Annotated in this window: 15 protein-coding genes; 7 read left to right on the forward strand and 8 right to left on the reverse strand. The window is 70.8% G+C overall.

Annotated elements, in window-relative coordinates:
- Positions 1-2 precede the first annotated feature (2 nt).
- The 5 genes from OG978_RS25940 to OG978_RS25960 all read right to left on the reverse strand — a co-directional run bounded on the left by OG978_RS25940 (position 3) and on the right by OG978_RS25960 (position 5,868).
- Positions 3-452: a DUF3592 domain-containing protein gene (locus OG978_RS25940; protein ID WP_326767503.1), complete on the reverse strand. Its 450-nt coding sequence runs from the start codon at positions 450-452 to the stop codon at positions 3-5.
- A 20-nt stretch (positions 453-472) separates the two neighbouring features.
- Positions 473-1,057, reverse strand: a complete 585-nt coding sequence (locus OG978_RS25945; RefSeq protein WP_326767504.1) for a hypothetical protein — start codon at positions 1,055-1,057, stop codon at positions 473-475.
- Positions 1,058-1,102: 45 nt separating this feature from the next.
- The gene (locus tag OG978_RS25950) at positions 1,103-3,133 is read right to left on the reverse strand and encodes a hypothetical protein (RefSeq protein WP_442817748.1); all 2,031 of its coding nucleotides are present in this window, start codon (positions 3,131-3,133) and stop codon (positions 1,103-1,105) included.
- A gap of 159 nt (positions 3,134-3,292) precedes the next feature.
- Positions 3,293-4,723: an APC family permease gene (locus tag OG978_RS25955; RefSeq protein ID WP_326767506.1), complete on the reverse strand. Its 1,431-nt coding sequence runs from the start codon at positions 4,721-4,723 to the stop codon at positions 3,293-3,295.
- Entirely contained in the window at positions 4,720-5,868 is a 1,149-nt protein-coding gene (locus OG978_RS25960; protein WP_326767507.1) for a zinc-binding dehydrogenase, read from the reverse strand. The genes OG978_RS25955 and OG978_RS25960 overlap by 4 nt, the downstream gene beginning before the upstream one ends.
- Positions 5,869-6,078: 210 nt before the next feature.
- On the opposite strand from OG978_RS25960, the gene OG978_RS25965 reads away from it, so the two are divergent.
- Positions 6,079-6,663 carry a helix-turn-helix domain-containing protein gene (locus OG978_RS25965; RefSeq protein WP_326767508.1) on the forward strand — a complete coding sequence of 195 codons (585 nt, stop codon included), beginning with the start codon at positions 6,079-6,081 and terminating at the stop codon, positions 6,661-6,663.
- A gap of 100 nt (positions 6,664-6,763) precedes the next feature.
- Here OG978_RS25965 and OG978_RS25970 read toward each other — a convergent pair whose 3' ends face one another.
- Positions 6,764-7,153 (reverse strand): DUF192 domain-containing protein, encoded by a 390-nt coding sequence (locus tag OG978_RS25970; RefSeq protein WP_326767509.1) that lies wholly within the window; start codon positions 7,151-7,153, stop codon positions 6,764-6,766.
- 97 nt (positions 7,154-7,250) lie between these two features.
- Here OG978_RS25970 and OG978_RS25975 point away from each other — a divergent pair, with 97 nt between their 5' ends.
- From OG978_RS25975 to OG978_RS25985, 3 genes are all read left to right on the forward strand, one after another.
- On the forward strand, positions 7,251-8,057 hold the full coding sequence (locus OG978_RS25975; protein ID WP_326767510.1) for an A24 family peptidase: 807 nt from the start codon (positions 7,251-7,253) through the stop codon (positions 8,055-8,057).
- Positions 8,058-8,127: 70 nt separating this feature from the next.
- Entirely contained in the window at positions 8,128-8,934 is an 807-nt protein-coding gene (locus OG978_RS25980) for a class I SAM-dependent methyltransferase (protein WP_326767511.1), read from the forward strand.
- A gap of 68 nt (positions 8,935-9,002) precedes the next feature.
- Positions 9,003-9,461, forward strand: coding sequence for a hypothetical protein (locus OG978_RS25985; protein WP_326767512.1), 459 nt, complete (start codon positions 9,003-9,005; stop codon positions 9,459-9,461).
- A 19-nt stretch (positions 9,462-9,480) separates the two neighbouring features.
- Here the strand turns inward: OG978_RS25985 and OG978_RS25990 are convergent, their stop codons facing one another.
- Complete coding sequence (locus OG978_RS25990) at positions 9,481-10,632, reverse strand: winged helix DNA-binding domain-containing protein (protein ID WP_326767513.1); 1,152 nt, start codon at positions 10,630-10,632, stop codon at positions 9,481-9,483.
- Between the two features lie 51 nt (positions 10,633-10,683).
- On the opposite strand from OG978_RS25990, the gene OG978_RS25995 reads away from it, so the two are divergent.
- Positions 10,684-11,229: a hypothetical protein gene (locus OG978_RS25995; protein WP_326767514.1), complete on the forward strand. Its 546-nt coding sequence runs from the start codon at positions 10,684-10,686 to the stop codon at positions 11,227-11,229.
- Between the two features lie 206 nt (positions 11,230-11,435).
- Here the strand turns inward: OG978_RS25995 and mgrA are convergent, their stop codons facing one another.
- The gene (mgrA, locus tag OG978_RS26000; RefSeq protein WP_326767515.1) at positions 11,436-12,476 is read right to left on the reverse strand and encodes an L-glyceraldehyde 3-phosphate reductase; all 1,041 of its coding nucleotides are present in this window, start codon (positions 12,474-12,476) and stop codon (positions 11,436-11,438) included.
- 200 nt (positions 12,477-12,676) lie between these two features.
- Between mgrA and OG978_RS26005 the strand changes: the two genes are divergently transcribed.
- A complete protein-coding gene (locus OG978_RS26005) occupies positions 12,677-13,438 on the forward strand; it encodes an isoprenyl transferase (RefSeq protein ID WP_326767516.1) in 762 nt (253 codons plus the stop codon).
- Positions 13,439-13,860: 422 nt separating this feature from the next.
- Positions 13,861-15,183, forward strand: a complete 1,323-nt coding sequence (locus OG978_RS26010) for a PhoH family protein (RefSeq protein ID WP_326767517.1) — start codon at positions 13,861-13,863, stop codon at positions 15,181-15,183.
- Positions 15,184-15,526: the final 343 nt, after the last annotated feature.

The raw sequence follows: 15,526 nt of genomic DNA on the forward strand, positions 1-15,526 counted from the left end.
TCTCAGAGCCATCCCCGCATCGCCGCGAACCCCAGCAGCAAACCCACCGCGAACGCCCCGAGCCCGAACGCGAACACCGCGGGCATCACCGCCGGACCCCACGCCCCCGGCCCGGCCACCGTGGCGTTCTTCGCCGGGTCGGCCGGGTCGTAACTGACCCGGACCGGCGCCCCGACCTCGAAGCCGAACGGGCCCGGGGCATGGTCGGTGAACTCGATGTGGCGGCCGTCGCGGGTGCGGAACGCGAAGACGTACTCGGTGGCGTAGCTCCGCTCCATGCCCGGCCCCCGGTCGACCGTCCGGCGGTCCGCGCACCGCCCCTCGGCGCGTTCGCCGTGCCGCACCAGCCGCAGCACCCGGTTCAGGCGCAGCGCGGAACGGAGTGCGAACGCGCCGAGGAGCAGGCCGAACAGCAGCAGGAACGTGGCCGTGCCGCCGGGCAGGATCTGCATGGACGAGCGCTCCCGGTCCGCTACTTGACCGTGATCGAATCGACGAACGCGTCGAGGTCCGTCGCGCTCAGCGAGCCCTTCACCGCATTGATCCGGACCGCGAACGGCACGTCCTTCGAATCGACGCCCGCCACCACGACCCCCGTCATCCGGGTGCCCGGCGCCGGAGTCTGCTCCTCGCCGCTCGACGTGAACTCGTAGTCGATCCGGCGTGCGTCACGGGCGCTCTCCGCACCCGCGAGCCGCACCTCTTCGGTCCCCTTGCGGGTCGCCCCCAGACCGATGCCGGCACCCGCCGCGGACGCCGCCTCCGCGGCGTTGTCCACGCCCGTGGCGAAGTCGAGCTGCACGGAGACCATGCCGGTGCGCAGCCCGCCCTCCTCCTTGAGCGCGACGGCAGCGTTGGCCTTGGCCCGGTCGGCCGCGGGCTGCTCCTTGTAGCCCTTGTCCCCGGGGTAGCCGACGGAGAGGCTCTTGGTGTCGAGCTTGTCCCAGCCCTCCGGGAGCGCGGCGGTCTCCCCGCCGCAGCCGGTGAGCAGGGCGAGGCCGATGGCGGCGGCAGCAGTTGCGCCGATCGCCCGGTACATCTTCTTCGTCGTCGTCATCGCCTATCGCCTCTTCGTCGTGCCCGGTCGGTGCTTCCCGTACGGCTACTTCGCGCAGTAGCTGTACGGAAGGTACGCGCGCTTGTCGCCCTGCGGAGCGCCGAGGAACTCCGCGTCCGTCAGTGTCTCCTTCTTGTGCTCGTCGGAGATGGAGAATCCCAGACTCATGCCGAGCGAGACCTCGAAGCCGAACTCCTGGGCGTCCGTCTGGCCGTTGTAGTTCATCTTGCTCGACAGGCCGTCCTGGTACATCAGCTGGTCGAAGGGGTCGGTTCCGGTGGGCTTCTCCTCCAGGGAGTGATCACCGAACAGGTACTCGAACGGGGCGGTGTTGTTGCCGGAGCCGTCCAGCCACTGCTCGGCGATGGCCCGCTTGTCCTCGGTGGCCTTGTCGGTGTCCTTGCCGAAGACGATCGAGTTGGTCAGGACCTCGATGCCGGTCTCGCCGGAGGAGTCGGAGCCGCTGACCTTGCCGCCGCGCTTGTCCTTGCCCTTCTCGCCGTTGTCGCCGCTGATGTCGCCCTTGTCGGTCGTCGAGCCGTTCTCGACGGTCTGGGTCATGTCGATGCGGACGATCTTGCCGGTCTTCTGGTCGCGGGTGACGGTGACCGCCCCGGTCCGGCTGTCCTTCGCGGAGGCCGTGCCGCCCAGCGGACCGGCCGAACCGCCGACCTTGCCCTCCAGATCGAGCTTGGCGGTGTACGTGTACGACTCGTTGCCGTTGACGTCGTCCTTGGTGATGGTCACCTCGGGCGAGAACTTCGCCTTGCCGCCGAGCTTCGCGCCGAGCTTGGCCTCGTCACCCGCGCTGATGGAGAGCCCGCCGTCCGCGTAGACGTTGAGGCCGACGGTCGAGTAGGAGATCTTCTTGTCCCCGATCTTGCTCTCGACGTCCTTCTTCTTGTCGGCCCACTTCATCCCGGAGTACCAGCCGCCGCCGTAGCCGCCGCTGTACTTGGTGGAGGTCTCCCACATCTTCATTTCTTCGATGTCGTCCCGCATCTTCGCGGCTTCTTCCTCGCTCTTGAAGACCCAGGTGTCACCGTTGGTGATCTTGATGCCGCCGCCGACGTCCACATCGGCCTTGCCCAGGTTGCCGAGCTTGACGCCCGGGGTGCTGGCGGTGGCACCGGCCGAGGCGGCGTCCGTGAACGTCATGTAGACCAGCTTGTCGTTCTCGTCGACCTTGCCGTCCTCGTTCACATCGGTCTTGGCCTGGCTGACCTTCTGCTGGAAGCCGTACTCGTTGCCCCACTCGAACCAGCCGATCTTGACCTTGTCGCCGACGGTGTCGGAGATGCTGGAGACCTGGCACATCTTGGGCTCGTAGTCGGCGTCCGTCTTCGGCTTCGCGGTGGTTTCCCCGCCGCCGGTGGAGCAGCTGCCCCCGCCGCCGCCCAGCGAACTGATCGCGCAGCGGATGCGTTCGCCGATCTGGCCGCCGACGCCCGCCATGGACATCGCGCCGATCAGCGTGACGACGAGGACGACCACCCCGAGGTACTCCATGGCCGTGGCGCCGCCGTCCCGCCAGGAGTACGGGCGGTACGGGGCGGGCTCCGGCTCGTCCGCGCGGTCGTCCAGGAGCCGGTCCACGGCCAGCCCCGCCGCCGCGCCGGTCGCCAGCGAGACCATCGGCATCAACGTGCCCTCGACGTCCACGAGATGCCAGGACACGGCGAGCCCGTAGACGAGCGCGGCCAGCGGCACGGTGAGCGCGGCGAGGAGCGTCAGCAGGCGGGACTCGCGGTACTCGTCGGGCAGGACGCGGGCGGAGGCCAGGACCGTGAGGACGGTCGTGATGACGTTGGGGACGTGCAGCAGGGCCAGCCGCCAGCCGAAGCTCGCGAGCCGCTCGTCGGTGGCCAGCAGTTCGACGAGTCCGCGCGAGACCAGATACCCGGCGGCGATGTAGACCAGGGCGCCGGCGGCCCAGCTACGGGTCAGCGCGAAGAACACGCCACCGCTCGCGCCGGAACCACCACCCCCGTTCCGCGGTGGTATGTGGCCCGCGCTTCCGCTTCCCCAGCCCCCGCCACCAGTCACGGTTCTTCCCTTCCGACGCCCACTTGCCATGCCTGTGCCCGCAGTTCCGCATTCGGGTGTGGACGTGAGCGTAGGGGCGTACGAGCCGGGTGACCTGGGCCCTTGGCCCCAAACTCGGGCCCAACGGGCGATGCCCCGCCCCACCCGCGGGGTGCGGGGGAGCAGGGCATCGGGGAGGTGGAGAGGGGATCAGTCCAGGTCGTCCGCGAACGTTCCCGCGCGCTCGGCGACCTCCGGCCTGCGCACCCGCAGTAGGGCGAAGCCGACGATGCCGACGACCAGCGCGCCGACGAACACGTACGGCAGCACGTTCAGCGGCCAGGCCGGAGCGGGCCACAGGTTGCGGTAGAAGACGTAGACCATCGCGGCGGCGCCGATCAGCCCCAGGCCCCAGGTGAGCAGCAGGCCACGGGCACCGATCCGGCGTACGAACAGCGGCGCGGCCAGACACACCAGGGTGTAGCTGAGCATGTAGCCGAAGACACCGATGGTGTCGATGTACGTCGTCGCGTTCAGCGGCTCCGTCCCGGCGCCGACCACCAGCACCGCGGGAAGCGCGACGAACGGGGCGACGGCCCAGATGGCCGCGGACGGGGTCCGGTGGCGGGGGTGGGCGACACCGAGCCGGGCCGGCATCACGCCCTCCTTCGCCATGCCGAACAGCAGCCGGGCGGCGACGGTGATGCAGGCCATCACCACGGCCACGAACGAGGCCGCGAAGCCCGCGTGCAGGAAGAACTTGAGGAAGCCGAGGCCGGACAGCTCCGCCAGTTCGTCCATCGGGTCGGCGCTCTTCGCCAGGGCGTCCGCCCCGCCGAACCCGGCGACCTGTGCGTACGTGGCGAACATGTACAGCACGCCGGCCAGCACCGCACTGCCCATCACCGAGCGGGGAATCGCCCTGTACGGGTCGGTTGCCTCGGCGCCCAGTGACGCGGCGCCCTCGAACCCGACGAAGCCGAGCACGCCCAGCACCACGGCGAAGACGACACCGTCGAGGGTGGAGCCGCTGAGGCTCAGCTGCTCCGTGTCGATGATGTTCCCGCTCTTGAAGAAGGCCGGGACCAGCACCACGACGATCAGGACGATCGACACGACCTCCAGTACGGAGGCGACCCGCGCCGCGGTCCGCACACTGGCGATCGTCAGCCGGATCGCGACGGCCGCCAGCAGCACATCGAGCAGGATCTGGCCGGGGATGCCGGTGAAGAGCCCGATGCCGATCTGGTCGAGGGCGCGCGCCGTGTAGTAACCGGCACCGGCCAGCGAACCCGAACCGATGCACACCGCGCCGATGAGCAGCGCCCAGCCGGTGACGAACGAGCCGGGTGCCCCGAGCGAGAGCCGGGAGAAGGCGTACAGCGAACCGACCCCGGCGCGCCTGCGGGCGAAGACGCAGATGCAGTACGCGATGGCGAGCACGGCGGCCATGGCCAGGAAGAACGAGAACCAGGCGCCGTTGCCCGCGGAGGCCGCCATGCTGGCGGGGGCGAACGCGATGACGGCGCTGGGCGCGACGTTCGCGACGCTCTGCGCGCCGACCTCGAACGTGGAGACGGAGCGGTGGGCCAGTCCGTCGGCCGGCTGTCCGGCGGTGGTCTGCTTTCCGGCGGTGCTCATGTCCGGTCCTCCATCATCAGCAGCTGGCGCAGGGCGTGGCCGGCGGCGAGGTCGGCCAGTGCGTCGGCCGCCTCGTCCAGCGGACGCCGTGCCGAGATCATCGATTCCACGTCGAGTTCGCCCGACACCACGAGGTCCACCAGGGCCGGGATGTCCCGGGCGGCGTCGACCGAGCCGTAGTTGGAGCCGAGGATGCGCTGGTCGGCCTCGGCGAGCGCCAGCGGGTCGAAGCGTGCGGTGCGGCCGGTCGGCGGGAGTCCGACGATGACGGCGGCGCCGCCCTGGCCGAGTGCCGCGATGGACTGCTCGGTGGTCTCGATCTTGCCGATGGCGTCGAACACGTAGTCCAGGCCTTCCGGGACCAGGGCGCGCAGGGCCTCGACGACATCGCCGTCACGGGCGTCGACCGCGTCCGTCGCGCCGAGCCGGCGGGCCAGCTCCAGCTTCTCCGGGACGACGTCGACGGCGACGATGCGGCCGGCCTTCGCCAGCCTGGCGCCCTGCACGCAGGACAGGCCCACGCCGCCGCAGCCGATGACGGCGACGGTGGCCCCGGCCTCGACGCCCGCCGTGTTGCGGACCGCGCCGACACCGGTGGCGATGGCGCAGCCGACCAGGGCGATGACGTCGAGGGGCGCGTCCTCGCGCACCTTGATCGCGCCGGAGGCGGGGACCACGACGCGCTCGGCGAACGAGGAGACGCCCAGGTAGTGGTGGGCCCGCTCGCCGTCGATGGAGAGCCGGCTGGTGCCGTCGTACAGCACCCCGCCGGGCGCCACGACCTCGGCGACCAGGCTGCACGCGGCGGGGCGCCCGGAGAGGCAGAACCGGCAGGTGCCGCAGGAGGGGACCCAGGACAGGACGACATGGTCGCCGACCTCCAGGCCGGTGACGCCCGTGCCGAGCGCGGTGACCACGCCGGAGCCCTCGTGTCCCATCACGACCGGGGTGGGGTGGTCCCACTCGCCGCGGATGACATGGAGGTCGGAGTGGCAGACACCGGCCGCAGCCACGGCGACCTCGACCTCGCCGGGGCCGGGCGGGTCCAGGGTGACGTCGGCGACGGTCACCTCCTGGCCCGGGGAGCGGAAGACGACGCCGCGCACGGTGCGCGCGGTGCTCTCTTGGAAGGACGGGGAGCTCATCGGCTTACTCCTCGGGTGGTGCGGAACGGTCGGGGGAGGGCGGCACGGCCGGCGAAGGGGAGGCACAGCAGTCCACCTGGGCACCTTGTTTAGTGCCATTAAACTTTCGTCAAAGTTTTACAGCACTAAACTCGATGGGTAAAGACCCTTCCGACCTGCGTCTTCCCCCGGCCACCGACCGTGACGTCCCCGACAGGTAGCGTGTCCGCCATGTCCGAAGCCCCTGACAGTCACATGTCCACGATCGGTCCGCGGCTGCGTGAGCTCCGCCGGGCGCAGGGCCTGACGCTCGCTCAGGTCGCCGAAGCGGCGGGCGTGACCAAGGGGTTCGTCAGCCTCGCCGAGCGCGGCAAGACCTCGGTCTCCGTCCCGACCCTGATCCGCATCTGCGAGGCCCTGGGCACCGGCATCGCCACGCTCTTCGACTATCCGGACCAGGACGTCGTCAAGGGCGGCCTGGGCGCCAAGCTGGAGATGGGCGGGCACGGCATCGAGGAGTTCCTCCTCACGCCCGCCGAGGAGCGGCACGTCCAGGTCATGCGGACGATCCTGCGGCCCGGCGGCGGCTCCGGCGGTGCGTACAGCCTGGAGGCCGAGACCGTCTTCGCCTACCTGGTCCGCGGCACGCTGCGGCTGAGCGTGGACGGCGAGCCCAGGTTCCTGGAGGCCGGCGACTCGACGACGTTCTCGGCGCGGGCCGCGCACGCCTGGGACAACCCCGGCGAGGACGAGGCCGAGGTCCTCTGGTCGATCGCGCCCGCCCTGCCGCTCTCCCGCACCAAGCTCCGGCCGTAGCGGGGGGCGAGGGCTCCGGGCCGGTCGCGGAGGCCCCGTTCCGGGGCCTCGGTAGCGGCCGCGTGGTCCGATTCCGGCGTATCGGTTGCGGCCGCGGTGCTCACTTCCGGTCGATCTCGCTCTGGACGATCGCCACCCGGGCCCCCGGCCGGATCCCCCACTTCTCCATCGCCCCGGCCTCCGCCTCGATCACATGCCGGGCCCGCAGCCGGGGCATTCCCAGCCGGCCGGGCTTCATCGTGTGGACCGCCACGACCTTGAACTTCCGGTCCAGATACGCCACATCGATGGTGAACCGCATCCGGAAGCTGTGCACACTCCCGCACGGGGTGATCAGCAGGGCGCCGTCGACCCCGTCCTGTCCGAGCAGTCCGCGACTCCGGGCCCGGTACGAGGCCGCGATCCGCAGCGGTATCGCCTCCTCCTGCCCGCCCTGTGCGTCGGTGACCGTCAACGTGCCGTTGCCATTGCGCCATTGAGCCATGGCCATGAAGGTAGCGCCAGGTGACGACCACTGGGTCCGGAACGGTGTGCAGTGGGCCCCAGGACCCATGCCGGGTGCCCGGCACCCGCCTAGGCTCGGCTCCGTGGACGCCATGCTGACAGTGCTCGCCGCACTCTGGGGCGCAGCGGCCGGACTGCTGGTCCCGCGCGCCGCCTACCGGTTCTCCGTCGAACCGGAGGACCCCTGGCGGGACGCCTGCCCCGAGGGACACGCCCTGACCGGGGCCGCCCGCGGCTGGCTCGGCTCCACCCGGTGCGCGCAGTGCGCGGCGGTGCCGGTGTCCGCCACAACGGGCGACGGGCCGGGAGACCCGGGCGACGGGACGGACAGCCCGCGGCACGCCACGCGTTACGCCCCCGGCGTCCTCGTCCCCGTAGTCACCGCACTCTCCTGCGCCGTCCTCGGGGCGGCCACCGGGCTCCGCCCCGAACTGGCCGTCTGGCTGCTGCTGGCACCCGTCGCCGTACTCCTGGCGACCATCGACCGCCGCGTCCACCGGCTGCCCGACCGGCTGACCCTGCCCGCCGCCGGGGCCATCGCCGTACTCCTCGGCGCCGCCGCGCTGCTCCCCGAGCACGGCGGATCCTGGCTGTCCGCCCTGCTCGGCGGAGCCGCCCTCGGCGGCTTCTACTTCCTGCTCTTCCTCATCAACCCGAACGGAATGGGCTTCGGGGACGTCAAGCTCGCCCTGTCGCTGGGCATGGCCCTCGGCTGGTACGGCTGGGCCGTGGTGTTCGTCGGAGGCTTCGCCGGGTTCCTGCTCGGCGCGGCGTACGGGTTCGGGCTGATGGTCCTGAAGCGGGCCGGGCGCAAGACCGGCATCCCGTTCGGCCCGTTCATGATCACGGGCGCGCTGCTGGGCATCCTGCTCGGCGCACTGGCCGCCTGACCCCGCCATACCCCCGGGCCCCGCGGTAATGAGGTCGCGCCGCCCGGCTCCCGGCTGACACCATCCCCGTATGTCCCGAACCCCCGAAGAAGCAGCAGCGGAAGCAGAGCGCGCACGATTCGAAGCCCTCGTCTCGGAGGCGGCCACCGTCTCCGTGGACGGCTGGGACTTCTCCTGGCTCGACGGCCGGGCCACCGAGGAGCGCCCCTCCTGGGGCTACGCCCGCGCCATGGCGGACCGTATGGGGCGGGCCGGGGCCGCACTCGACATCCAGACCGGCGGCGGCGAGGTCCTCGCCTCCGTACCGAAGCTGCCGCCGCTCACCGTCGCCACCGAGTCCTGGCCGCCGAACATCGCCCGCGCCACCGCGCTCCTGCATCCGCTCGGCGCGGCCGTGGTCGCCGATCCGGACGAGCCGCCGCTGCCGTTCGGCGACAACGCCTTCGACCTGGTGGTCAGCCGGCATCCGGTGACCACCTGGTGGGCGGAGATCGCGCGGGTGCTCACCCCCGGCGGTACGTACTTCTCGCAACAGGTCGGCCCGGCCAGCGTCTTCGAGCTCGTCGAGTACTTCCTCGGCCCGCAGCCCCCCGAGGTGCGCGGCTCCCGCGACCCCGAAAAGGCGCGGGCGGCGGCCGAGGCGTCCGGGCTGGAGGTCGTCGATCTGCGAGCGGAGAGACTGCGCACCGAGTTCTTCGACATCGGCGCCGTCGTCTACTTCCTGCGGAAGGTGATCTGGATGGTGCCGGGCTTCACCGTCGAGGAGTACCTGCCGCGACTGGCCGAACTGCACCACCGGATCGAGACCGAGGGGCCGTTCGTCGCCCACACCGCCCGATTCCTGATCGAGGCGCGCAAACCGGACGACGGACTCTGAGTCGCACCCGCCGTTCACGGCCGGAGGATGCGACTCTGGACGGTGAGCGCCTGGGGAAGGATCTGGCCATGAGGGTGGGGAACGAAGAGAAAGCAACGCGGGTCCCGCGGCAGGGGAGGGCCGACTGGCTCAGGGGTGCGCGGATCGTCGGAGTGCTCGGGGTCTTCTACCGCCCGGAGGGACGGCTGGGGGAGCCGGAAGCCGTCGAATTCCTGTTGGCCGACGGGCAGTCGCTGCTCCTGACCTGCGCTTCCGACCGGACCCTGCGCGTCGGGCCCGGTGCCTGGCCACGGCTGCCCGACTGGTGCGTACCGTCGGGGCAGTGGGAGTTCGCCGCCGTGTCGAACCTCCCGGAGCCGCCCGACGGCGGCTGGACGGTCACCCGCACCGAGGAACGCGGGGACGAGAACGGTCAGGTGCGCGAGGCCATCATCCGCTGCGAGGGCGGCAGCTTCGTGGTCATCGGCGGCGACACCATGGCGATCCGCTTCACCCGGGGCCACCGCGGCGCGCCGGCGACCACCTGAGCGCGCCCCGGGACAGCCCTCAGGCGTGCGCCCCCACCGTCACCTCGCCCACCGTCAGCTCGGCGTTCCCCTCCAGCACCTCACCGACCCGTGCCACCTCCTCCTCCAGCTCCCGCAGCTGCCCGGCCGTCAGGGGTGCCAGCGGTTCCACGGTGACCGCGATCCGGCGGCCCGAACGACGCTGGTGCCACACCCCGGCGGCCGTGCCGTCGACCAGCAGCACGGGAAAGTTCCCCGCCTGGCCGCCCGACAGCGCACGGGTGTACGCCGCGCCGGGAAAGAGCCGCTCGCGCGGCTGGGACGCGATGAGGAAGGCGTCGAAGTAGGGGAGCAGCCGCACCCCGCGGACCGGCTCCGCCGAGAAGTCGGTGTCGCCCGCCACCACCCAGGCCGGGCCGCCCTCGTACGTCACCTGCTCGATCTCCCCGCGCGTGGCCGTCCCCGCGAACAGCTCCCCGGCCCAACCGCAAGGCACCGCGAGCCACTTCGCGAAGTGCGCGGGTGTCGCGGGTCCGTACGCGTGCAGATAGTGGCGTACGAGACCGGCGAGCGCCTCGGGTCCGTCCAGCGGTACGACGCCGGGGCGGGTGTAGGTGACCTTGCGGCCGCGATCCGGTGCGAAGCACAGCACGCCGCGGTGACCCGCCAGATGCATCACCTGCCGCCAGCGCGGCCACATGCCCTGGAACGCGGGCATCACCAGGTCCCCCGCCCACGCCCCGGCCCGCTCCACCACCGCCTCGGACAGCTCGTCGACGGTCAGCTCGGCCCCGGTCAGCGCCTCCTCGATCGCGGCGAGCACCGCCTCGACCTGCTCCGGTGTCATCCGGGCATCCTTGGCGAACGGGTTGCGCCCGGTCGGCAGGGCGGACAACGCACCCGTCCACAGCGGGAGTTCGGCCATCGGCAGCAGATGGACGGTGCCGCGCGGCCCGAACGTCTTGACCAGGGCGCGGTCCTTCCACAGCGCGTCGCGCACATCGGTACGGGTCACGCCCGTCGTCCGCAGCCCGACGGAGAGCTCGGCGGCCGAGAGCACCTGGGCGTGCGCGGCCGGCAGTGTGGCGACCACTTCGGCGGGGGTGAGACGACCGGGAGCGGTGAGCCCCTGGCGTGTCATCCGGCGGGCGTTCGCAGCGGTCCAGGTCACGGTTGTGGTTCGGCTCGTCATGACCGGGAAACTAGCGGCCCATCAGGTCAGCTCCTGTCCCATACTCTGCCCATGACCTCTGCGAGACGTACAGCACGGATTCTCGCCGCAGCGACGGTGCTCGCCCTCACCCCCGTCATGGCCGGCTGCGGCACGGAGCGGGCCGGAGCCGGAACGGGAGCCGGGGCCGAGGTCCCCGGTGCGAGCAGCGGCCCGCACTCCGGGGGCGCCTCCCCCTACGACGAACCGGTCGACGGCAGCGACGCCTCGAAATACCGGGAGAACCACGCCTTCCAGTCCACCGCCGAGCTGACCCCGGCCGACCGGGCCAAGGGCGAAGCCGAGGTGAAGAAGGTCAAGGCCGGTCTGGCCGGGATCGCGGAGGGCCGCAAGACCACCGAGCCCCGGGTCCGGTCGGCCCTGGCCGGTCTGGGCTACGACCCCGGAGCCATCACCACCGGCACCTTCGGGCCGCACCGCAACACCTTCGTCCTCGACCTCGGCACGATCTGCGTCGAAGGCTCCCTGGACGGCATGATCAACGGGCTGGTCACGGCCGAGGCGCACGGCAAGTACCTCGAAGGAACCGGCTGTGTGAAGCCGGCCGGCGGCCACTGAGACGTCAACCGGGACGACATGCGCGCAACGGAGTCCGGTGAATCCGGAGAGTGATTGTGGAGTGGCGTGGCGCGCAGCACCACTTACGAAGGGTTATGGTGGAAACCCCCCCCTCGGGCCGGTCCGTAACCCCCCCCCACGGACCGGCCCGTTTTTTGTGGCCGCGGCGGCGGGCTCGTGCCGGCCCCGCGCAGCCGCCCCTTCCGTCAGCCTCGTCCGGCCCAGATGTTGGTGCCCGCGGTGTCCACGGCGAAGGTGTCGATCTCCTTCAACTCCTCGGCGGACAGCGGCTGCCCGGCGAGCGCCGCCACGTTCTCCTCCAGCTGCTTCACGCTCGACGCGCCGATCAGGGCGGACGTCATACGGTTGTCGCGCAGCACCCAGCAGAGCGCCAGCTGGGCGAGCGACTGACCGCGCCGGCGGGCGATGTCGTTCAGCCCGTTCAGCCGGCGCACCACCTCGTCCGAGAGCAGACCGGGATCCAGGGACTTGCCCTGGGTGGCGCGGGAACCCTCCGGGATGCCTGCCAGGTACTTGCCGGTGAGCAGGCCCTGGGCGAGCGGCACGAAGGAGATGCAGCCCATACCGGCCGTCTCCAGGGTGTCGAGCAGGTCGTCGTCCTCGATCCAGCGGTTGATCATCGAGTAGGACGGCTGGTGGATCAGCGCCGGTACACCCATCTCCCTCAGCAGCCCGGCCGCCTCGGTGGTCTGCTCCGCGTTGTACGAGGACACACCCACGTACAGCGCCTTGCCCTGCTGGACGGCGGAGGCCAGGGCCCCCATCGTCTCCTCCAGCGGGGTCTCCGGGTCGAAGCGGTGGGAGTAGAAGATGTCGACGTAATCCAGCCCCATCCGCTTCAGCGAGGCGTCGAGCGAGGACAGCAGGTACTTACGGGAACCCCATTCGCCGTAAGGGCCGGGGTGCATCTCGTAGCCGGCCTTGGTGGAGATGATCAGCTCGTCCCGGTACGGGGCGAAGTCCTGGCGGAACAGCTTGCCGAAGTTGAGCTCGGCGGAGCCGGGCGGCGGACCGTAGTTGTTGGCCAGATCGAAGTGGGTCACGCCGAGATCGAAGGCGCGGCGCAGGATCGCCCGCTGGGAGTCCAGCGCGCGGTCGTCGCCGAAGTTGTGCCAGAGGCCGAGGGAGACGGCGGGGAGCTTGAGACCGCTGCGGCCGGCTCGGCGGTACTCCATCGAGTCGTAGCGCGAACCGGCGGCCCGGTAGTGGAGAGGAGAATCAGTCACGTTTCTCTCCTTATCACGGACTTGTGACAGGCCGGGTTGGGCCGGTACGCCGCCTGCGCAGTAATGTGGCGGCTTCGGGGACTGCCACGGCACGGCGGGGCGATGGACTCTGTGGACCAGTGCGGCGATCCCCAGGGGGTCGGCCCCGGACCCCGGGCAAAGGGGCGGGCGGGCCCGCACGAAACCGAGAGGTGAACTCAGTGAACTTGCGCGACCTGGTGTACGGGCTCTACGCGCGCCGGGTGGAGGCCCGCCTCGACCACGCCCAGGTGCCCAAGCACATCGGTGTCATCCTCGACGGCAACCGGCGCTGGGCGAAGGCGTCCGGAGGCACGGCCGCGCAGGGGCACCAGGCGGGCGCGGACAAGATCAAGGAACTGCTCGGCTGGTGCAGCGAGACGGATGTGGAAGTCGTCACGCTCTGGCTGCTCTCCACGGACAACTTCGACCGCCCCGAGTCCGAGCTGACACCGCTCCTCGGGATCATCGAGAACACCGTGCGGGACCTCGCGTCGGACGGCCGCTGGCGGGTCCACCACGTCGGCACGCTCGACCTGCTGCCCGCCCACACCCAGACGGTGCTCAAGGAGGCCGAGCAGGCCACGGTCGGTGTCGACGGAATACTGGTCAATGTCGCCGTCGGCTACGGCGGGCGCCAGGAGATCGCCGACGCGGTCCGCTCGCTGCTGCTGGACCACTCCGCCAAGGGGACATCGTTCGAGGACCTGGCGGAGATCGTCTCCACCGACCTGATCTCCGAGCACCTCTACACCCGGGGCCAGCCCGACCCGGACCTGGTCATCCGCACCAGCGGCGAGCAGCGGCTGTCCGGCTTCATGCTCTGGCAGACCGCGCACTCCGAGTACTACTTCTGCGAGGTCTTCTGGCCGGCCTTCCGCAAGGTCGACTTCCTCCGCGCGCTGCGCGACTACGCCGCCCGAGGCCGCCGCTTCGGCGGCTGACCCTCCGCAGACCCTTCCGGGGCCCGTTCCCTGCCTCCGGCCCGTCCGGCGATCATTCCCGGCCCGTCCGGCGATTGAGGACGGAGCCGCGCGGGTGGTGCGCCCGACCCCACCTGCCCGGGGCGCAACTCCCAGCTCACCCCGCCCGCCCCGGGCGGCATGGCTTCGCGTGTTCGAGGGAATACCCCTGACAGGTCGACGTCCGGTCAAAAACCAGGCGGACGTCGTGTCCAAGTGAGCGGCATGGAGTCCGCTCGCCCGGGAGGCCCTTTGCACACGAAGGACCGTACGAACAACGCGGCCGACGCGGAGGGCCGGTACTCGGCCCGTGCTTCGGGGCCCGAACCCGGTCCGTCCTCTCCCATTGGGATGCTCCGCGACACCGTCGCACCCCAACCTCGTCCGAGGGGGTACGTCCTTCCGTGGTGACCAGCACAAAGCGCCGCATGTCCGACAGGCGCACCTATGTTCTCGACACCAGCGTCCTGCTGGCCGATCCGAACGCCATGGCCCGGTTCGACGAGCACGAAGTGGTGCTCCCGATCGTCGTGGTCACGGAACTGGAGGCCAAACGGCACCATCCGGAGCTCGGCTACTTCGCCCGGCAGGCCCTGCGCCTGCTGGACGACTTCCGGGTCCGCTACGGCCGGCTGGATGCCCCGATCCCGCTCGGGGATCTGGGCGGGACGCTGCGCGTCGAACTCAACCATTCCGATCCCGGCGTACTGCCAGCCGGCTACCGGTTGGGGGACAACGACTCACGGATTCTCGCGGTCGCGCGCAATCTCCAGGCCGAGGGGTACGACGTCACCGTCGTCTCCAAGGACCTGCCCCTGCGCATCAAGGCGTCCTCGGTCGGCCTCCTCGCGGAGGAGTACCGCGCCGAACTCGCCATCACCGACTCCGGCTGGACGGGCATGTCGGAGGTCCCGCTCTCCGGCGAGCAGGTGGATCTGCTCTACGGGGAGGAGACGCTGTACGTACCCGAGGCCGCCGAACTGCCCGTGCACACCGGGCTGGTCATCCAGTCCGAGCGCGGCAAGGCGCTCGGCCGGGTCACCGCCGAGGGCAATGTGCGCCTGGTGCGCGGCGACCGGGAGGCCTTCGGCATCCACGGCCGCAGTGCCGAACAGCGCATCGCCCTCGATCTGCTGCTCGACCAGGACGTGGGCATCGTGTCGCTGGGCGGCCGGGCCGGCACCGGCAAGTCGGCGCTGGCGCTCTGCGCCGGCCTCGAAGCCGTCCTGGAGCGCAGGCAGCACCAGAAGGTGATGGTCTTCCGCCCGCTGTACGCGGTCGGCGGGCAGGAACTGGGCTATCTCCCCGGCACCGAGGCCGAGAAGATGAGCCCCTGGGCGCAGGCCGTCTTCGACACGCTCTCGGCGGTGGCCGGGCGCGAGGTCATCGAGGAGGTGCTGGGGCGCGGGATGCTGGAGATCCTGCCGCTCACCCACATCCGGGGCCGTTCGCTCCACGACGCCTTCGTGATCGTCGACGAGGCACAGTCGCTCGAACGGAACGTACTGCTGACCGTGTTGTCCCGGATCGGGGCGAATTCCCGGGTGGTGCTCACGCACGACGTGGCCCAGCGGGACAACCTCAGGGTCGGCCGGTACGACGGAGTCGTCGCCGTGGTCGAGAAACTGAAGGGGCATCCGCTCTTCGCGCATGTCACCCTCAGCCGCTCCGAGCGCTCGCAGATCGCCGCACTGGTGACCGAAATGCTGGAGGAAGGCCAGATCTGATACGGGTTGGGACAGTTGGTGCCGCCCGGCGAGCGAAGCAGCTTAGCCGGGCGGCACCGTGCTGCGGCGCCATTTCCGTAAATCACTTGCTCCAAACGAGGTGTGAGCTTTCACACGCAACAGAGAATTGCTTCCCGGCGTGCCGTTCCGGCAGAGTCTTGCTTCCGTCAGGCCCCGCATACGGCACACCCGCACCTCCAGAGGTGCCACGCACCACACAACTCAACAATCGCCGTCCGTATGCCGCCCGCGAGCACCACGCGGCACTCCCTCCGGGGAGTCGCCCACCGGGCCCGTGCCTCCCGTGACCCAAGCAGTAGGGAGGCCAGCGCCAGGGGCACGA

Origin of the sequence: Streptomyces sp. NBC_01591 (assembly GCF_035918155.1) — a bacterium.
Taxonomy (GTDB): Bacteria; Actinomycetota; Actinomycetes; order Streptomycetales; family Streptomycetaceae; genus Streptomyces.